This is a genomic window from Embleya sp. NBC_00896 (assembly GCF_045207785.1).
Classification (GTDB): Bacteria; Actinomycetota; Actinomycetes; order Streptomycetales; family Streptomycetaceae; genus Embleya.
In genome coordinates, this window is the sequence record NZ_CP108776.1 from 4,488,258 (window position 1) to 4,506,577 (window position 18,320).

Annotated in this window: 15 protein-coding genes; 9 read left to right on the forward strand and 6 right to left on the reverse strand. The window is 72.2% G+C overall.

The window, feature by feature from the left end; all coding sequences use genetic code 11:
• Window positions 1-17 precede the first annotated feature (17 nt).
• The gene (locus OG928_RS20510; protein ID WP_406285847.1) at window positions 18-743 is read left to right on the forward strand and encodes a TetR/AcrR family transcriptional regulator; all 726 of its coding nucleotides are present in this window, start codon (window positions 18-20) and stop codon (window positions 741-743) included.
• Between the two features lie 229 nt (window positions 744-972).
• Here the strand turns inward: OG928_RS20510 and OG928_RS20515 are convergent, their stop codons facing one another.
• From OG928_RS20515 to OG928_RS20525, 3 genes are read right to left on the reverse strand one after another with little or no spacing between them, the layout of a single operon-like run.
• Window positions 973-2,139 carry a damage-control phosphatase ARMT1 family protein gene (locus OG928_RS20515; RefSeq protein ID WP_406285850.1) on the reverse strand — a complete coding sequence of 389 codons (1,167 nt, stop codon included), beginning with the start codon at window positions 2,137-2,139 and terminating at the stop codon, window positions 973-975.
• Window positions 2,136-3,032, reverse strand: coding sequence for an ABC transporter permease (locus tag OG928_RS20520; RefSeq protein WP_406285852.1), 897 nt, complete (start codon window positions 3,030-3,032; stop codon window positions 2,136-2,138). The genes OG928_RS20515 and OG928_RS20520 overlap by 4 nt, the downstream gene beginning before the upstream one ends.
• The gene (locus OG928_RS20525) at window positions 3,032-5,809 is read right to left on the reverse strand and encodes an alpha/beta fold hydrolase (RefSeq protein ID WP_406285854.1); all 2,778 of its coding nucleotides are present in this window, start codon (window positions 5,807-5,809) and stop codon (window positions 3,032-3,034) included. Before OG928_RS20525 ends, OG928_RS20520 begins: the two co-directional genes overlap by 1 nt.
• 139 nt (window positions 5,810-5,948) lie before the next feature.
• Here OG928_RS20525 and OG928_RS20530 point away from each other — a divergent pair, with 139 nt between their 5' ends.
• The 7 genes from OG928_RS20530 to OG928_RS20560 all read left to right on the forward strand — a co-directional run bounded on the left by OG928_RS20530 (window position 5,949) and on the right by OG928_RS20560 (window position 12,843).
• On the forward strand, window positions 5,949-6,764 hold the full coding sequence (locus OG928_RS20530; RefSeq protein ID WP_406285856.1) for a (Fe-S)-binding protein: 816 nt from the start codon (window positions 5,949-5,951) through the stop codon (window positions 6,762-6,764).
• On the forward strand, window positions 6,761-8,257 hold the full coding sequence (locus OG928_RS20535) for a lactate utilization protein B (RefSeq protein WP_406285859.1): 1,497 nt from the start codon (window positions 6,761-6,763) through the stop codon (window positions 8,255-8,257). Before OG928_RS20530 ends, OG928_RS20535 begins: the two co-directional genes overlap by 4 nt.
• Window positions 8,254-8,910 (forward strand): lactate utilization protein C, encoded by a 657-nt coding sequence (locus tag OG928_RS20540; RefSeq protein ID WP_406285861.1) that lies wholly within the window; start codon window positions 8,254-8,256, stop codon window positions 8,908-8,910. Before OG928_RS20535 ends, OG928_RS20540 begins: the two co-directional genes overlap by 4 nt.
• Before the next feature lie 98 nt (window positions 8,911-9,008).
• Window positions 9,009-10,424 (forward strand): class II fumarate hydratase, encoded by a 1,416-nt coding sequence (locus OG928_RS20545; RefSeq protein WP_406285863.1) that lies wholly within the window; start codon window positions 9,009-9,011, stop codon window positions 10,422-10,424.
• A gap of 87 nt (window positions 10,425-10,511) precedes the next feature.
• Entirely contained in the window at window positions 10,512-11,198 is a 687-nt protein-coding gene (locus OG928_RS20550; RefSeq protein ID WP_406285865.1) for a DUF402 domain-containing protein, read from the forward strand.
• Between the two features lie 166 nt (window positions 11,199-11,364).
• Window positions 11,365-11,868 (forward strand): SigE family RNA polymerase sigma factor, encoded by a 504-nt coding sequence (locus OG928_RS20555; protein WP_406285867.1) that lies wholly within the window; start codon window positions 11,365-11,367, stop codon window positions 11,866-11,868.
• A gap of 9 nt (window positions 11,869-11,877) precedes the next feature.
• Window positions 11,878-12,843 carry a hypothetical protein gene (locus OG928_RS20560; RefSeq protein WP_406285869.1) on the forward strand — a complete coding sequence of 322 codons (966 nt, stop codon included), beginning with the start codon at window positions 11,878-11,880 and terminating at the stop codon, window positions 12,841-12,843.
• A gap of 15 nt (window positions 12,844-12,858) precedes the next feature.
• Here OG928_RS20560 and OG928_RS20565 read toward each other — a convergent pair whose 3' ends face one another.
• Entirely contained in the window at window positions 12,859-13,764 is a 906-nt protein-coding gene (locus tag OG928_RS20565) for a hydrogen peroxide-inducible genes activator (RefSeq protein ID WP_406285871.1), read from the reverse strand.
• Between the two features lie 289 nt (window positions 13,765-14,053).
• On the opposite strand from OG928_RS20565, the gene OG928_RS20570 reads away from it, so the two are divergent.
• Window positions 14,054-16,045, forward strand: coding sequence for a ricin-type beta-trefoil lectin domain protein (locus OG928_RS20570; protein ID WP_406285873.1), 1,992 nt, complete (start codon window positions 14,054-14,056; stop codon window positions 16,043-16,045).
• A 154-nt stretch (window positions 16,046-16,199) separates the two neighbouring features.
• Here the strand turns inward: OG928_RS20570 and OG928_RS20575 are convergent, their stop codons facing one another.
• Together OG928_RS20575 and OG928_RS20580 are read right to left on the reverse strand one after the other, a co-directional pair.
• Window positions 16,200-16,853, reverse strand: a complete 654-nt coding sequence (locus OG928_RS20575) for a DUF1707 domain-containing protein (RefSeq protein WP_406285875.1) — start codon at window positions 16,851-16,853, stop codon at window positions 16,200-16,202.
• Between the two features lie 9 nt (window positions 16,854-16,862).
• Window positions 16,863-18,254, reverse strand: coding sequence for a PLP-dependent aminotransferase family protein (locus OG928_RS20580; RefSeq protein ID WP_406285877.1), 1,392 nt, complete (start codon window positions 18,252-18,254; stop codon window positions 16,863-16,865).
• Between the last annotated feature and the right edge of the window lie 66 nt (window positions 18,255-18,320).

Sequence of the window (18,320 nt, forward strand, 5' to 3'; positions counted from 1 at the left end):
TACCGTACACTGTCTCTATGGATACACCGTACGGTAGCGAAATGTTGCCCGTTTGGGAACGGCCCGAACCTCAGCCGCGGGCGGCGCCGGTGCCGTTGAGCCGCGAGAAGATCGCCGCCACGGCGATCCGGCTTGCCGACGCGCACGGCCTCGACGGCCTGTCGGTTCGCAAGATCGCCAAAGAACTCGGCGTCGGTCCGATGCGGCTCTACGACTATGTGATCAACAGATCCGAACTGCTCGATCTGATGGTCGACGTCGTCTATGCCCGGATCGCCGAGGTCGGCCGGCACTCCGCGTGGCGCGCCACGGTACTGGCCATCGCCCACGCGACCCGCGATGCCGCCCTCGATCACGAGTGGTTTTCCGACCTGCTCGGCGGAAGGCCACACTTGGGACCTCACGCGCTCGCCGTGGGCGAAGCGACCGCGGCGGCGCTGAGCCAGGCCCCCGGCGTGCGCGGCATCGACGATCTCCAGCGGGCTTTGGGCGCCCTCAACGCCGTCATCATCGGAGCGGTCCGCAGAGAGGTCACCGAGCGACGCACCGCCCGTTCCACCGGCACCGATGAAGCCGCTTTTCAGGCCGGCCTCGGCCCCTACCTCACACGCATGTTGAACACCGGCAGGTACCCCACCGTCGCCCGGCTCGTCATCGAGGGCGCCCACCTCAATGCCGAGGAAACCTTCAACCACAACCTGGCCACCGTCTTGGACGGCATCACCAGCCGACCCCGCACGTGACCGACTGCTCTGCGGCCGGCGGCCGGCCGGAAGCCGATGCGCCTTTGATCAGACATCCGGATCTGCCGCGATCCGAGTGCGGCCGGACTCCACCGACAACTCGGCGTGAGTAGCGGAAGCGTGCTGCCGGGTCGGCGCGCCAAGCATCCTGACCCGTGTACATCCGGCGTACCTGGCTCTGCGTCGGAACCCGTACGCCGACACCCCGTGAACGTTCACGGGCAGCGCACTACGGATTCACCTGGATCAGGGCGTGGGTGCCGGTGGTGCGCCATGGCTTGGTGGCGGCTTCCAGGGCTGTCACGGTCGGGGCGGTGAGGCCGACGATTACGTCCGACTTGAGGGTGCGGAGGGCGGCGGCCGGGCCGGGGAAGTGGGCCACTCGGGTGGCGAAGGGGGTTGTGGGCGGCCACAGCTGGTCGCCCACCAGGCGGCGGTAGTTGAGGTCGCCCTTGAAGATGGTGACGGTTGCCTTCGACAGGTCCCGGCGTAGGTCGGCGGGCATCGCGCTGTAGGGCAGGGGCGCGCAGTGGAAGGCGTGGGCGCGGATCGCGAGGCGGTCGGTGGTCAGCGCCGACCACACGCGGGTGCCGATGCCGGCCGCGTGTCCCGGTGCGTCGCGGAGTCGGTGCAGGGCGGCGAGGGCGTCCTGCATGGTGGCGTCGGAGACGAAGTATGGGTACGGCTTGAGGTGCAGCACGACCTTGGCGGCCCGCCGGGTGTGCAGCAGGTGGTCCAGGAGGACCAGGTCGGGGATCAGTTCGCGCCCGGCGTTGTCCGCGATCAGGTGTACCTCGGCCGCCCCATCGGGTGGGAGCAGGGACCACAGGCGGGCGCTGTCGTCCGCGACCAGGTGCGAGTCCGCGCTGTCGGCGCCCGTGGCAGACATCCGGAAGCCCAGGTCGGCGCGGTTGCCCCAGAGCGCGGCTTGCAGGAGGGCATCGGCCCGGGCATCGTCGGCGGGTCGCTCGACGAGCCCGTCGAGCGCGGCCAGTTCCTCGTCGACCGTCGCACCCCGCAACTCGGCCCGTTTGAACGGTGCGAAGGGGTCGACCCCCTGCCACGGTCCGGCGTCGAAGTAGCCCGTCGCCGCGAGCAGTCGGCGGTAGAAGTAGCTCTCCGCCCACAGGAACGGCACGTCGAACCACGAGCGACCGAAGTGGGCGGCGCCCCATGCCCGCCACTCCGCACCATCGTGCGCCTCCCGCCCGAGCGGCGAGATCACCCCATCGGTGATCTCGCCGAGCAACGCGTCCAGGGCCCGCTGTCGGTCAAGGGGCCACGGGAACGCGCCCCGGACCCGCTCGATCAACGTCGGATGGCGCTCCGCGAGTACCGAACGCGCGAACGAGCCCGGCTCGTTGCCCACGATCACCGGTGCGTCGGCCGACGTCACGACACGATGTCCTTTCGCCCGAAGTGGCGGAAGGCCAAGGCCAGGAAGATCACCGCGTACGCCACCGACACCGCGGAGCCCTTGATCATGCCGTCCCACTGCGGGTCGGGCTGGAGCACGTCCACCCACGCGAACTGCCAGTGGGTGGGCAGGTAGTCGCGCCACGAGCCGAGCGCCGTGACCGCGTCCACGATGTTGGAGACCACCACCAGGCCGACTGCGCCGCCGACCGCGCCCAACGGGGCGTCGGTCACCGTGGACAGCCAGAACGCGATGCCCATGACCACCAGTTGGGCGACCACCCCGTACACCACCACGACCGACATCCGGGCGAGCGCCTCGCCCGTGGGCAGCGACGCCCCCACCGGCAGGTCCAACGGCCCCCACCCGAACGCGATCACGCCCGCGATCAGCGCCATCACAGGCAGCAGCACGAGCGCCAGCACGCTGTAGCCGAGCGCGACCACGAGCTTGACCCGCAGCAGTCGCGCCCGCGGCACCGGCGCGGCCAGCAGATACCGCAGCGAGGACCAACTCGCCTCGCTGGCAACGGTGTCGCCGCAGAACAGCGCGACCGCGACGACCAGCAAAAAGCCGGTCGAGACGAACAGGGTGAACGCGGTGAAGTTGAGCGCGCTCTGGGTCGCGACGTCCACCAGCGTGGGCACCGCGTCGGGCGAGGGATCGCCGCCGATCTTGAACGCGGCGACCAGGATCCACGGCAGCGCGAGCAGCAGTCCGATCATGAACAGGGTGCGCCGGCGCCGGAACTGACGGACCGTCTCGACCCAGACGGGCAGCGTGTGCCGGGGTCGGTAGCCGTGCGCGTGCGCCGCCCCCGGGACCGGGTGCGCGCCCTCGTCGATCGGCAGGTCGGGGAGCGTGCGGGTCATCAGGACTCCCCAATGAGCGTCAGGAACGCGTCTTCCAGGCGGCGGCGCGTGGTCACCCGGTCCACCGCGACGCCCGCGCCGACGAGTTCGGCCACCAGGACGGACGCCTGCGCGCCGGCGAGGTGCACGAGCACGCCGCCCTCCTCGGGTTCGACGGAGGCGACGCCCGCCAGGTTCTTCAGGGTCGCGATCGCCAGGTCGGGCACCGGGGTGCCGATCACGAGCGTGTTGCCGTTGCCGACGATCTCCGCGACCGGTCCGGCCGCGATGAGCCGGCCGCGGTGCATCACCACGACGTGCGTACAGGTCTGTTCGACCTCGGCGAGCAGGTGGCTGGAGACCACGACGGTGCGGCCGGTCGCCGCGTAGCCGATCAGCACGTCGCGCATCGCCCGGATCTGCGGCGGGTCGAGCCCGTTGGTCGGTTCGTCGAGCACGAGCAGATCCGGCAGGCCGAGCATCGCCTGCGCGATCGCGAGCCGTTGCCGCATGCCCTGTGAATAGGTGCGGACGTTGCGGTCGAGCGCCTCGCCGAGCCCGGCGATCTCCAGCGCCTCGTCGAAGTGCGCGTCCGCGTGCGGGCGGCCGGTGGCGCGCCAGTACAGCGACAGGTTCTCGCGCCCCGACAGGTGCGGCAGGAAGCCCGGCCCCTCGACGAAGGAGCCGAGCCGGGACAACACCGGCGCCCCCGGGCCGACCGTCCGGCCGAAGATCCGGATCCCGCCCTCGTCGGGATGGATCAGGCCCATCAGCATCCGCAGCGTCGTGGTCTTGCCCGCGCCGTTGGGACCGAGCAGACCGAGCACCTGGCCCGCCTCGACCTCGAACGACAGGTCGTCGACGGCGAGCTTGCCGCCCTTGTAACGCTTGGTCAGATTGCGGATCTGCAAGGGGACCTCGGCGAGCGCCGGATCCGGTGCGGTGGCCGCGGCGCGACGCCGGCCGGTCAGCAGCAGGGCCGCGGCGATCAGCACCGCCAGCAGGGGCAGCCCCCACGTCCACCACGGGTAGCTCGACGCGGCCACGTGCAACTGTGGCACCGACGGCACGGTCAGCGGCCCGGCGAGCGCGACCCGGTAGCCGGCCGGCGCGTTCGGCGAGGCGAACCCGAGGTCGGTCGAGGTCAGCACGAGGCGCAACCGGTGGCCCGCGTCCAGCTCGTGGTCGATCGCGGGCAGGTGGATTTCGATGTCGCGTCCGGCCGCCGCGCCACTGACCCGTACCGGGGCCGCGAGCTGGTGCGGCAGCACCGTGGCGCCGTCCGGCGCGACGTCGTACAGCTTCGCGAACAACACGATGTCGTCGGCGCCCGAGACCCGCACGCGCGCGGTCGTGGAGCCGGTGATCCAGGTGCTCCGGTCGAACCTGTCGCTCTGGAAGAACGCGCTCTGGCCGGGCAGGTCGAACGCGATCCCGCCCAGGTCGCCCGCGCCCGCCGCGAGCGCGCCCAGGCCCCCGGGACCGGCCAGCAGACCCAGGCCTGGCAGCCCGGACACCGACGTCGGCGCGCCGCCGGGCGGGTTCGCCACGGTCTGTTCGGGGCCGGTGAGCGGGACCTCGCGCCGGCGTGAGCCGGTCAGGCCCGGGTACGACCGGGCCTCGGCGACCCGCAGCACCTGCTCGCGCGTCGCGCTGTCCACCCCGCCGGAGCGGGTCACCCGGAACGGGCCCGCGGCGGTGGGGGCACCGGCCTTCGGCGGGGCCTGGGCCGGCGCGAGCCAGCGGTCGAACCACGCGGTGACCCGGTCGCGCACCATCGCGGTCTGCGGCTTGCCGCCGTCGTGCCCGCCGGACGTCCACAGCACCTCGACCGGCGCGCCGTTGCGGGCGATCGCGGCGGCGTTGCGGTCGGCCTGGTCGAGCGGGAACAGCGAGTCGTTCTGGCCCTGGACGAGCAGGGTGGGCACCGCGATCCGGTCGGCCACCGACGCCGGGCTTCCCCGCCGGAGCAACTCGATCGCCTGCGGCGTGGACCGCCCCGTCGTCGCCACCTCGCGGTAGACGGCGCACACCCGCTCGGCGAACCGCCCGCACCCGGTGCTCGCGTCCACCGGCGTGAGCGTGCCCAGCGGACTCGTCCCGGACGAGAAGAACAGGCCGGCCCACGTCTTCTTGAAGACGCCCTCGGCCGGTCCGCCGCCCGCAGCGTTCGGCAGCAGCGAATCGGCGAGGTCGTGCCAGGCGAGCTGCGGCGCGATCGCGTCCACGCGCGGATCGTAGGCCGCGGCGAGCAGCGAGAGCGCCCCGCCGTACGACGCGCCCGCGACCCCCACGCGCGGGTCGCCCGGCCCGTCCAGGCGCACCTCGGGTCGGCTCGCGAGCCAGTCGATGAGCGCCCGCGCGTCGGCGACCTCGTAGTCCGGCTGGTCCAGCATTATCTGCCCCTGCGAACCGCCGAAGCCGCGCGCCGAGTAGGTCAGCACGACGTAGCCCGAACGGGCCAACGCCTCCGCGTCCCGCTGCAACTCGGCCTTGCTGCCCCCGAACCCGTGCGCGAGCAACACCGCGGGCGCGCGCTCGTGCGCGCCCGGCGGCGTGAACAGCGTGGTGTCGATGCCGATCCGGGCCGGATCGCCCGGTCCGGCGGCGACCTCGACCCGTTGTTCGCTGCTGCGTACGGGTGACGGCGCGTCGTCTCCGGCGAGTGCGCCGACGCCGAGCACCGCGACGATCACCACCAGGAGGGCGAGGACGCCGGCCACCACGCGGGATCGACGGGTCGTCAACCGCGAACGCACAGCGGTGAAGGGGCGGCCGAGTGCCGTCCGGAGGCTCATGCGCCGACCCTACGTGGTGCGACCCGGGCCTCCCCCCGCCAGGCCCCGGCGGGTCCTCGTCACACGACCGGACGCGCCCGACGCATTTGGCCGGGCGGCCTCCGAAGGACCTCCGTACAGTCGATCGCGGAGGTCAATTGTGCGCCTTGCCCTGTTCGTCACGTGCGTCAACGACACGCTCTTTCCGGAGACCGGCAAGTCCGTGGTCCGTGTGCTGCGGCGCCTCGGGCACGAGGTGGAGTTCCCGTACGGCCAGGTGTGCTGCGGGCAGATGCACTTCGACGCGGGCCACCGGCGCGACACGGTTCCGCTCGTGCGCTCCTTCGTGGAGACCTTCGAGCCGTACGACGCGGTGATCACCCCGTCCGGATCGTGCACCGCGATGGTGCGCGAGCACCACGCGACGGTGGCCCGCCAGGCGGGCGGCGCGCTCGTGGACGGCGTCGCGCGCACGTCCCCGAAGGTGTACGAACTGAGCGAGTTCCTGGTCGATGTGCTCGGGGTGACCGACGTCGGCGCCTCCTTCCCGCACAGCGTCGCCTACCACCCCTCGTGCCACTCGCTGCGGCGGCTGCGCGTGGGCGACCGGCCGATCCGACTGCTGCGGGCCGTGCGCGGACTGGCCCTGATGGACCTTCCGCACGCGGACGAGTGCTGCGGGTTCGGCGGTACGTTCGCGGTCGGCAACGCCGAGACGTCGGTGGCGATGGGCGACGACAAGGTGGCCGCGGCGCTCGAGGCCGGCGCGCAGGTGCTGTGCGCGGTGGACAACTCGTGCCTGACCCACGTCGGCGGCCTGATCTCGCGTCATCGGGCCGGCATCCGGGTCCTGCACCTGGCGGACATCCTCGCTAGCACCGGCGCGCTGCCGGACGTACCGCCGTTCGGTCCGGCCCTCGCGGCGGAGCCGGCATCGGCGTCCGAGCCGGTTCCGGGACCGGAGGCGACGCGATGACCCCGCCCGTGCGCAGGGAACCCACGTTCGTCGGGTGGCCGCCGTTCCCCGAGGCCGCGCACGAGGAACTGGCGAACGGCACCCGGCGGGCCACCGTGCGCAGGGCCGTCCACACCGCGCGGGCGGCGCGCGAGGCGGCGGTCGAGGAGCTCGCCGACTGGGAGGCGCTGCGCCGGGCGGGCGAGGCGATCAAGGACGACGTGCTGGCACGGCTGCCCGACCACCTCGAACGCCTGGAGGCGTCGGTGCGGGCCGCCGGCGGCACCGTGCACTGGGCCCGCGACGCGGCCGAGGCGAACGCGATCGTGGTCGGGATCGCGCGCGCCGAGGGTGTCGACGAGGTGGTCAAGGTCAAGTCGACGACCACCGAGGAGATCGGGCTGAACAACGCGCTCGCGGACGCGGGCATCCACGCCTGGGAGACCGATCTCGCGCAGTTCGTCGTGCAACTGGGCGACGACCTGCCCTCGCACCTCGTGGCCCCCGCGATCCACCGCGACCGCGCGGAGATCCGGGAGATCTTCCTCCGCGAGATGGGCCGGGTCGGCCGCGCCGCGCCGCGGGACCTGGGCGACGAACCGGCCGCGCTGGTCGCCGCAGCGCGCCTGCACCTGCGGGAGAAGTTCCTGCGGGCGCGGGTCGCGGTCTCCGGCGGCAACTTCGCGATCGCCGACACCGGCACGGTGTGCGTGGTCGAGTCCGAGGGCAACGGGCGGATGTGCCTGACCCTGCCCGAGACGCTGATCACCGTCCTGGGCGTGGAGAAGCTGCTCCCCACGTGGGGCGATCTGGAGGTCTTCCTCCAGTTGTTGCCGCGCAGCTCGATCGGGGAGCGGATGAACCCGTGCACGTCGATGTGGACGGGGGTCACGCCCGGCGACGGCCCGCGGGAGTTCCACCTGATCCTGCTCGACAACGGCCGCTCCGACGTGCTGTCCGACCCGGTGGGCCGGCAGGCGCTGCGCTGCATCCGGTGTTCGGCCTGCCTGAACGTGTGCCCGGTGTACGAGCGCACCGGCGGGCACGCGTACGGCTCGGTGTACCCGGGCCCGATCGGCGCGATCCTCACCCCGCAGCTGCGCGGGATCGCGGGGCATTCGGTGGACGCGCAGACCGCGTCGCTGCCGTTCGCGTCGTCGCTGTGCGGCGCGTGCTTCGACGCGTGTCCGGTGCGGATCGACATCCCCGAGGTGCTCGTGCACCTTCGCGCACAGGCCGTGGACGGCGGGCACGGACCGCGCGACCGGGCCGAGGAGGCCGGCATGAAGGCCCTTCGGTGGACCTTCGAGAAGCCGTGGCGGATCGGCCTCGGGCAGCACGTGGCCGGGCTCGGCGCGCGGCTCGCGAAGGACGGGGTGGTCGGGCGGATCCCGCTGCCCGGGCGGCTCACCGGTCCGCTCGGCGCGTGGTTCGTCGACCGGGACGCGCCCGCGCCGCCACCGGAGTCCTTCCGGACCTGGTTCAAGCGCACCGACGGCGGACTGGAGGAATGACGGTGGAGCAGCCGCTGCGATACGAGGCCGACCGAGAGGCCCGCACGGCGATCCTGGACCGGTTGCGCACGGCCCTGGACGACCGCCCCAAGCCGCCGCCGGTCCGGCGGTCCTACCGGCGCACCCGCCCGACGGGCCTGGACGTGGTCGGGCGGTTCGCCGAGCGCGTCGCCGACCACGGGGCCACCGTGCTGCGCGTGAACGACCCCCGCGACCTGCTGCCGGCCGCGAGCGAGCTGCTGCGCGGGGCCGGCGTCAGCCGACTCGCGGTGCCCGGCGGGAGTCGGCCGGCGTGGCTCGCCCGGCTCGGCATCGAACTGGTCGTGGACGTGCCCCCGCTGACCCGCGACGAGATCGAGGAGATCGGGGCGGTGGCCACCGAATGCGCGCTGGCGATCGCCGAGACCGGCACGATCGTCCTGGACACCGGCCCGGGCCAGGGCCGCCGGGTGCTCACCCTGCTGCCGGACCACCACCTGTGCGTGGTGCGCGCGGACCGGATCGTGGCCTCCGTCCCGGAAGCGATCGCCCGCCTGGACCCCCGCCGTCCGCAGACCTGGATCTCCGGTCCGTCGGCGACCCGGGCCATCGAACCGGAGCGCGTGGCGGGCGTACACGGGCCGCGCACGCTACACGTCCTGATCATCGGGTAGGACCCGGGTGGCCGCCGGGCCCGGTCCGGGGCCCACCAGGAACAGGCCGGGCCGGAGGGCCGTTGAGGCGTGGGAAAGCTTTCTAGGAGGCCACAGCAATGTCCGAGGCAGCGAAGTCCGAGCCGGCGACCGGCGAATTCCGGATCGAGCACGACTCCATGGGCGAGGTACGCGTGCCCGCCGGCGCGAAGTGGCGGGCGCAGACCCAGCGCGCCGTGGAGAACTTCCCGATCTCGGGACAGCGGCTCGAACCGGCGCACGTCGAGGCGCTCGCCCGGATCAAGGGCGCGGCGGCCCGGGTCAACGCCGAACTGGGCGTGCTGGACAAGGACATAGCGGAGGCGATCGAGCAGGTCGCGGCCGAGATCGTGACCGGCCGGTACGCCGACCAGTTCCCGGTGGACGTGTTCCAGACCGGCTCGGGCACCTCCTCGAACATGAACATGAACGAGGTCGTGGCCACGCTCGCCACCGAGCGGCTCGGCCGGGACGTGCACCCCAACGACCATGTCAACGCCTCCCAGTCGTCCAACGACGTCTTTCCCTCCTCGATCCACATCGCCGCGGCCGTCGCCGTCACGCACCAGCTGATCCCCTCGCTCGACCACCTCGCGTCGAGCCTGGAGTCGAAGGCGGGCGAGTTCGCCGACGTAGTCAAGTCCGGGCGCACGCACCTGATGGACGCGACGCCGGTGACCCTCGGTCAGGAGTTCGGCGGCTACGCGGCGCAAGTGCGCTACGGCGTCGAGCGGTTGCAGGCGACCCTGCCGCGCGTGGTCGAACTGCCGCTGGGCGGCACGGCCGTGGGCACCGGCATCAACACGCCGCCGGGCTTCTCGGCCCGGGTGATCGCGGAGGTGGCGGCCGAGACCGGTCTGCCGTTCACCGAGGCGCGCGACCACTTCGAGGCGCAGGGCGCGCGGGACGGCCTGGTCGAGCTGTCCGGCCAGCTGCGCACGATCGCGGTCGGGCTCAACAAGATCGTCAACGATCTGCGGTGGATGGGTTCGGGGCCGCGCACGGGCCTCGCCGAGATCCGCCTGCCGGACCTCCAGCCGGGCAGCTCGATCATGCCCGGCAAGGTCAATCCGGTGGTTCCGGAGGCGGTCGGCCAGGTCGTCGCGCAGGTCATCGGCAACGACGCCGCGGTGGCCTTCGGCGGCGCGGCGGGCAACTTCGAGCTCAACGTGATGCTGCCGGTGATCGCCCGCAACCTGCTCGAATCGATCCGGCTGCTCGCCAACGTGACGCGCGTGCTGGCCGACCGCACGATCGCCGGCATCGAGGCCGACGTCGAGCGGATGCGCGAGTACGCCGAGTCCTCCCCGTCGGTGGTCACCCCGCTGAACCGTTTCCTGGGCTACGAGGAGGCCGCGAAGATCGCCAAGCAGTCGCTCGCGGAGCGCAAGACCATCCGGCAGGTCGTGCTGGAGCGCGGGCACGTGGAGGCGGGCCGGCTGACCGAGGCCGAACTCGACGCCGCGCTCGACGTACTCGGGATGACCCGCCCGTAGCGCGCGGCGCGCAATGTTCCACCCGTCATGACCCACCCGTAACATGACACACGGTCAGGTGTTACGGGCAATGGGTAAACCAAGTTCATGTCCAACATCCTGCGTATGCACGAGCACTTCGAAGATCCTCGGTCCGCGCCCGGCACCTGGTCTCCCGGAGACCAGGTGCTCTGGCGCTATCTGCGCGGCGATCAGGTCCTGGACTGCCGTCCGGTGACCGTCGTGCGCGACGACCCCGACCAGCTCGCGGTATGGCTCGCCGGGGGCACCTCCCGGGTCAAGCCGATGCTCCCCGACGGATCGGATATCCGAACCGCGCCCATCGAGCGCAGATTCCGGCTCGGCCGCGTCCCCTCCGTCGTCGAGTGGCACGGTACGGGCGTACTGATGCTGGCCCGCCCCGGTGAACCCTGGTCGGTCTGGCTGTTCTGGCAGCTCGACTGGCGGTTCTCCGGCTGGTACGTCAACCTCGAACGCCCGCGCACCCGGTGGTCCGGCGGGGTGGACACCGAGGACCACGTCCTGGACGTGTGGGTCACCCCGGACCGCCGCTGGGAGTACAAGGACGAGGACGAACTCGCCGCGTCCCGCGAGGCCGACCGGCTCACCGACGAGCAGGTCGAGGCGATCGAGGAGGAGGGCCGGCAGGCGGTCGAGGCGGTCGAGGCGTGGGGCGCGCCCTTCGACCAGGGCTGGGAGCACTGGCGTCCCGACCCGGCCTGGCCACTGCCGCAACTGCCCGACGACTGGGCGGACAACGCACGGATCGCCTAGCCGTATTCACCCGTGACCCGCGAACGCTTCCGTCACGGCGCCGCCGTCCAGCACACCTCGGGCCCGACTTCGGTCGGGCCCGAGGTGTGTCCGGGACGGTTCGCGTCCGCGTGCAACCCTTTCGCCCGTCGGCCGCTCTGAGTGGGGTGACAACGAGGGAGCGGGGATGCCGACAACCGGACAACGGGATTTCGAGGAGTACGCGAGAGCGCGCCAGCACCAGCTCTATCGGACCGCGTACCTGCTCTGCGGTGACGCCGACCGGGCACAGGATCTCGCCCAGACCACGCTCGCCAAGCTGTTCCAGCACTGGAAGCGGGCGAGCCGGGCGGAAAACCTGGACGCGTACGCGAAGACCGTGCTCAGCCGCACGTTCCTGAGCGAGCAGCGCAGCCGCCGCCGGCAGCACCAGGCGTACGAACTCGCGGACGGGACGGCGGCGTTCGCTCACCGAACCGATCTGCGCCTGACCCTGCTCGCCGCGCTCGCGACGCTGCCGCCCAAACCGCGCGTGATGGTCATCCTGCGCTACTGGGAGGACCTGAGCGTGGAGAGCGTCGCCGCGCTCCTGCGGTGCAGCACGGGCAACGTCAAGAGCCAGTGCGCCCGCTCGATGGCCAAGCTCCGGGTCGAACTCGGAGACCTCCACCTGTACGCCACCGAAAGCTGAGGGATCGTCATGCTCCGGGAAGACAGCCAGGACCAGGACTTCAGGATGGTCATGGGCCGAGCGACGGACGAGTTGCCGCCATTGCCGGACCTGGTCCCGGGCGCGGTGCGCCAGGGACGGCGGCGGCGGATCCGCTCGCGCGCGATCATGGGCGCCGTGGCGGTCGGTTCGGTCGCCGCGATCGCCGCGCCCACCCTGCTGCTGGGGCCGTGGGCCGGTGACGACGACACGGCCCGGGCGGGTAGTTCGTCGACGGGCGAGCTGCCGCTCGTCCCGGCGAACTGGCCGACGAACCAGCCGCTCGCCGCGCCGACGAAGGCATACCCGACCGTGCACGTCACCGAGAGCGGCAAGGCCAAGGACGGCAGTCGACAGCCGAAGCCCACCCAAGCGCAGGTCGAACTCGAGTACGCGTTCAAGCAGAAGGTCGCCGACGTCCTCGCCAAGCTGCTGCCGGCCGACGCGGGCGAGATCAAGGTTCCCGACGACGACCCGATGAGTTACCTGCTGGTGTCGGGCGACAAGACGTTTCCCATCACCTTCCGCGCCGACGTCGGCCCCTTCGCCCCGCCGATCGGTGCCCCGCCGAGCCCGAAGGGGGGCTCGTCCGCCCCGGCCAACGACAAGACCCCGCCCGTCCCGGGAAACGTGACGTGCGCCGAGGTCGAGGTGAACGTGGGGCGAACCACGGGGTTTCGGTGCGCCGACGGTCGGTTCCCGGACGGCGGTCCGATCTCGGTCGGCACCGAGTGGTACTCGCCGGCCGACAAGGACCCCACGCCCGAGAACGCCGACATGGCCGTCCCGACGGCCAAGTTCGAGTACCACGGTGTCCAGGTGATGCTCGCGATGTTCCCGGACGCGAAGACCAAGGCGGTGCCCGCGGTCAACCCCGATCAACTCGTCAAGGTGGTCACCGACCCGACCTTCCTCCAGGTCGTCGACTTCTGGAAGGTCAACCGGATCGGCTACTGACGTCCCGACCGGCCGTCACTCCACCACGCGCACCGGCAGTCCGCCGACCGCCCGGCGCAGCGCGACCGCCAGGTCGGCGAACTCCTCGCCCCGCCCCGTGCTGGACCGCATCAGCAACCCGATGCGCCGGTACGGGGCGGGGGCGGTGAACCGGGACACCGCCAGCTGTGAGCCCGGCCGGGTCTCCACGTCGATCGCGGTCTGCGGCAGCAGCGTGACCCCGAGCCCGCCCGCGACCAGCTGGACCAGGGTCGGCAGGCTCGCCGCCCGGGTCGCGCCCGCCTCGCCGGCGCCGACCTCGCGGCACACGTCGAGCGCCTGGTCGCGCAGGCAGTGCCCCTCGTCCAGGAGCAGCACGTCCAGACCGCGCAGCGCCGATCGCGGCACGTCCGCGCGCCCCGCCAACGGGTGCCCCTCGGGCACGATCAGCGTGAAGTCCTCCTCGTAGAGCGGGATCTCCTCGACCCCCGTGACGCCCGCCGGCAGCGCGAGCAGCAGCAGGTCGAGCCGGCCGCTGGTGAGGCCGTCGAGCAGCGAACCGGTCTGCTCCTCGTGCACGTACAGCCGGAGTTCCGGATACTCCTCGCGCACCAGCCGCAGCAGCGCCGGCAGCACGTACGGCGCGACCGTGGGGATCACTCCCAGGTGCAGCGGCCCGGTGAACGGTCGGCGCGCGGACTCCGCCTCGTCGACCAGGTCGGCGAGCGCGTCGAGCACCCTGCGCGTGTGCCGCGCGACCCGCTCGCCGGCCGGGGTGAGCAGCACCCGGCGGGTGGTCCGTTCCACCAGTTGGGTGCCGAGCGCCTCCTCCAGCGCCGCGACCGCCCCCGACAGTGCGGGCTGGCTCGTCCCCACGGCCGCGGCGGCATCCCGGAAGTGCAGGTAGTCGGCCACCGCGGAAAACGCTCTGAGCTGCGACAACGTGGGCGTGCGAGTACTGATGGAAACCACCTGTCGAATGCGTTCGGGCTGCCGGTGTCCCGGTTCGACCACGATAAGGCACCGTGATCGACGAGCCGGGCGATCGATCGGGGCGGTCGTCCGCGCCGCCGCGCGGCCCGACGAGCGCGTGGAACGGTCCGGTAAGCCCGCCCGTCAAATCCCTTCATTTCCCGTCTACCCACCGGTAGCTTTCTCTCGCTCCACAGTGCCCGAAGTCCCCTTTGGGCGGCTCGTGCGTGTCCCTTCCATGCCACGAAGGCGAGGGTGCATGTCCAAGTTCGAGCGCGTGCGGAACAAGGTCCTACCGGTGGCGCTGATGGCCACACTGATGGGCCTCACCGGCGGTCTGACCGCGACTCAATCGGCCGGCGCGGCCGCGGCCGGTCCCACGGCCACCGCGTTGTCCCCGCAGTTGGAGGCGATCCGCCAAGCCGAGGCCCAGGCGCTGTACGGCAGCACCGGGGTCAAGCCGTTGGCCGAGCGCAAGACGTCGCTGATCTCGCTCGGCGACAGCGAGATCTCCGGCGAGGGCGTCGGCGTGTACGAGCCCGGCACGGACGGCCCGAACAACTGGTGCCACCGGGCGCCGGACGCGGCGATCCACAAGACCGGCATCCCGGCCGACGTGACGTACAACGTGGCGTGCTCGGGGGCGTCCACGGTCAACATCAGGATCGGCGGCAGCAAGCAGTACGCCGACGAGCTGGTGCAGTCGGACAACCTGGCGATCAAGGCGCGCAACACGCGCGTGCGGCTGATCCTCCTGGTCGCCGGCGCCAACGACGACATCCAGTTCGGCCCGACCATGACCGACTGCGTCACCAGGCGGGTGTTCTTCCAGGGCGAGTGCTACGGCACCTATCAGGCCGGTTGGCAGGCACGCGCGGACGCGATGCGGCCCAAGGTCGAGCAGACGATCCGCGACCTGAAGACCACCATGACCGACGCGGGCTACCAAAGCGGCGACTACAAGCTCGTGCTGATGGGCTACCCGTCGCCGATCGCCCCGGAGGTCGAGGACAACCCCGACTTCCCGGGTTGGTACGGGGGCGGTTGCCTCGGCTACCTGCGCGACGCGGCGTGGGGGCGGAACGCGGCGGTGCCGATCTTCGAGCGGGCCGAGCGGCAGGCCGCGGCCGACACCGGCGTGACCTACCTCGACAACTCGCGGCTGTTCCACGGCCACGAGGTCTGCATGGACAACACGTGGGCGCGCGGGTTGTGGTTCGCCAACCTGGACCTGTTCGACGAGAACACGACCCGGCAGAGCTTCCACCCGAACGCGCGCGGCCATCTGGCCTTCGCGTCCTGCCTGACCCAGCTCTACACCTCGGGCTGGAACCAGGCCGGTTGCGCGGACCCGGCGGGCACGGGTTCGCCGGTGCTCTACCAGGGCGTGCTCAGCGGCGAGTTCAAGCAACTGCGCAACGAGGGCACGGGGTTGTGCGCCGACACCTACGGCTTCTCGGCGCGCAACTACACCCCGGTGGACCTGTGGGCCTGTCACGGCGGGCGCAACCAGGGCTTCTGGTACGACAGCGCGAACCAGTCGCTGCACACCGAGCTGAGCCACGACCGATGTGTGGATCCGCTGGGCGGCGGCCGGAGTTCGGGCACCCCATTGGTGTTGTGGGACTGCAACGGCAGCGCGAACCAGCGCTTCGCCATGGTCGCGGGCACGCTGCGACCGACCGACGCGCCGGCGCTGTGCGTCGTGCCGGCGACGGCGGACGCGACGCTCGGCGCGAAACTCGTGCTCGCCGGGTGCGACGGCTCGGCGGCGCAGCGTTGGGTGCAGGAGCCCGGGCAGTCCGTACGGTTCGCCGAGCTCAAGTCGGCGGGCAGCGCCAAGTGCCTCGACATCGACGGCGGCGCGATGACCTCCGGACGCAACGTCCTGGCCTGGGACTGCTCCGGCAACAGCAATCAGAAGTGGTGGCGCAACCCCGCCACGGGCCAGGTGCACAGTCTCAAGGACCCGGCGTTCTGCCTCGACAACCGCGGGGCCACGGCGGCGGGTGCGGGGCTGGGCATCTGGCGCTGTGACGACGCGCACGGCGCGTACGCGAACAACCTGCGCTTCGACGCCGGCGCGGACGGACAGCTGATCAGCCGGGTCTCCGGCCTGGTCGCGACCGCCCCCACCGGCGGCAACGGCGCGATCACCCAGCAGCCGGCAAGCCCGTCGGCGGCCCAGAAGTGGACGGCGGGCGTCTCGGTGCCGCTGCCGTACTCGGTGATCCCGTACGACGCGTATTGATCGCACGGCACGATCGACGTCGACCGTCCGGCGTTGTCGACGTCCCCCGTCCGGAGCTTCGGGCGGGGGACGTCCCCGGTGGTGCCCTCCCGTGCCCGCTCGGTTCGGTGACGCCCGCGGTACGCAGTCCGCGATCGACGGCACGGCGGCCCGGTCAGTCCAGGTGCTTGCGGAACGGGTCGCCTTCGAGCCCGCGCTTGCGTTGATCCTTGCGGCGCTTGACGCGCACCGTCACGCCGCCCATGATCGCGACGCCCTTGACCACGATGGTCGGCGCGTTCGGGTCGTCCGTGTACTGCTCGTGCACCTCGAAGCCGCCCATGATGCCGAGCCCGTGGTCGCGCACGGTGACGCCCTCGGGGATCTTGATGTCGACGCCGCCCCACATCGTGAAGACGTTGATCACCATCTCGGGCTCCTCGAAGACCGCCTCGGTGAGGTCGACGACGATGCCGCCCATGATCGCGACGGCGTTCAGCCTGCCGCCCGCGCGCCAGCGGCCCTTGCGCGTCGAACTGCTCCAGAACGCGAACATGTTCGACTTCGCGGGGCGGGGCGGCACGGCGCCGGTCGCCGCCGGCCTGTACGTGGTCGCGGTGGGCACCGGGAGGTCCCGGACCAGCGGTTCGAGCTCGCTGACCGTCTTCGCCGCGAGTGCCGCGTCCACCCGCTCGGCGTGCTCGTCGGAGGTCAGCCGCCCCTCCGCGAGCGCGTCCCGCAGGATGTTCACGTAGCGGTCGCGGTCGGCGTCGGAGGCCCGCAGCTCGGGCGTGGGCGGCTGGGATCGACGCTCTGGGCTGTTGTCCACGGGGTAAATCTAGCCGTGGCGGCCGGCGGCCGGGAGTACGGACTCCGCGAGCAGTCGGACCGCCGCGCGCAGGCGGTCGGGGGACAGCGTCGCGTAGCCGATGATCACGGCGGGCGGTCCGGGCGCGATCACGCGCATGGCCGCCATCGGCTCGACCCGTACGCCGTGGGCGCGGGCCCGTCGTACGGTCGCCTCCTCGTCGGAGCCGGCCGGCAGCTCGACGTACAGGTGCAGGCCCGCCGCGACGCCGTGCACGCGGGCGGCCGGCAGGTGTTCCGCGATGGCTTCGGCCACCGCGTCGCGACGCTTGCGGTAGTGCGCGCGCATCACCCGCAGATGGCGTTCGTACGCCCCGGTCTCCAGCATCCGGACGAGGGTCAGCTGGGCGAGGGTGGCCGAACCCAGGTCGGCGTTGGTCTTGAGGTCGCGAATCTGCTCGATCAGCGCGGCCGGCAGCGCCGCCCAGCCGAGCCGCATGCCGGGAGCGAGCGCCTTGCTGGTCGAGCCGAGGTGCACCACGCGGTCGGGCGCGAGTCCCTGGAGGCAGCCGACCGGGTCGCGGTCGTAGCGGAACTCGGCGTCGTAGTCGTCCTCGACGATCAGCGCGTCGTGCGCGCGGGCCCACTCGACCAGGGCCGCGCGGCGGCGCGGCGACAGGACCACGCCGGTGGGGTATTGGTGGGCCGGGGTGACCAGGACCGCGCGGGCGGGGGTGCGGGCCAGTGCCTCGACGTCGATGCCCTCGGCGTCGGTGGGCACGTACGCGACGTCGAGACCGTGGGTGGTGAAGATGCTGCGTTGGCGGTCGCTGGAGGGGTCCTCCACCGCGAGCACGTCCCGGCCGAACCGGCGCAGCGCCTGGGACACCAGGGACAGGCCCTGGGCCACCCCGTTGACGACCACGATGTGCTCGGGGCGGGCCTGTGCGGCGCGGACCCGGCCGAGGTAGTCGGCCAGTGCGGCGCGCAGCTCGGCGGCGCCGGCCGGGCCCGGGTAGCCGAACGCGCTGTGCGGCGCGGTGTTCAGCACGTGCCGGGTCGCGGCCAGCCACGCGGCGCGCGGGAACTCGGACAGGTCGGGGACGCCGGGCACCAGGTCGTGGGTGATCGGCGGCCCGTCGGCGGATCCGGGGGCGGCGGCGGGCTGCGGGGCCGCGCACGCGGACGTGACCTGCGTACCGGAGCCGTGCCGCGAGGTCAGGTAGCCCTCGGCGATCAGCTGCTCGTACGCGTCGACGACCATCCCGCGGGACACCCCCAGGTTCTCCGCGAGCGCGCGCGTGGACGGCAGTCGGAACCCCGGGGGCAGCCGGCCCGAGCGGATCGCGTCGCGCAGGCCCGAGCGCACCTGGCCGCCGAGCCGACCGGCCGACCGGTCGAGGTGGACGAGGAGCTCGCGCACTCGGATACCCGCCCTTGCCGCCCGTATGACCGGGCTCGCTGCTCGTGTGCGTGGAAGCGACCCGGA

Bases quoted from the DNA above. Each gene is read 5' to 3' on its own strand.
- OG928_RS20510 (WP_406285847.1), top strand. From the start codon at position 18: ATGGATACACCGTACGGTAGCGAAATGTTGCCCGTTTGGGAACGGCCC.
- OG928_RS20520 (WP_406285852.1), bottom strand. From the start codon at position 3,032: ATGACCCGCACGCTCCCCGACCTGCCGATCGACGAGGGCGCGCACCCG.
- OG928_RS20525 (WP_406285854.1), bottom strand. From the start codon at position 5,809: ATGAGCCTCCGGACGGCACTCGGCCGCCCCTTCACCGCTGTGCGTTCG.
- OG928_RS20535 (WP_406285859.1), top strand. From the start codon at position 6,761: ATGACCCCGCCCGTGCGCAGGGAACCCACGTTCGTCGGGTGGCCGCCG.
- OG928_RS20540 (WP_406285861.1), top strand. From the start codon at position 8,254: ATGACGGTGGAGCAGCCGCTGCGATACGAGGCCGACCGAGAGGCCCGC.
- OG928_RS20545 (WP_406285863.1), top strand. From the start codon at position 9,009: ATGTCCGAGGCAGCGAAGTCCGAGCCGGCGACCGGCGAATTCCGGATC.
- OG928_RS20550 (WP_406285865.1), top strand. From the start codon at position 10,512: ATGTCCAACATCCTGCGTATGCACGAGCACTTCGAAGATCCTCGGTCC.
- OG928_RS20555 (WP_406285867.1), top strand. From the start codon at position 11,365: ATGCCGACAACCGGACAACGGGATTTCGAGGAGTACGCGAGAGCGCGC.
- OG928_RS20560 (WP_406285869.1), top strand. From the start codon at position 11,878: ATGCTCCGGGAAGACAGCCAGGACCAGGACTTCAGGATGGTCATGGGC.
- OG928_RS20570 (WP_406285873.1), top strand. From the start codon at position 14,054: ATGTCCAAGTTCGAGCGCGTGCGGAACAAGGTCCTACCGGTGGCGCTG.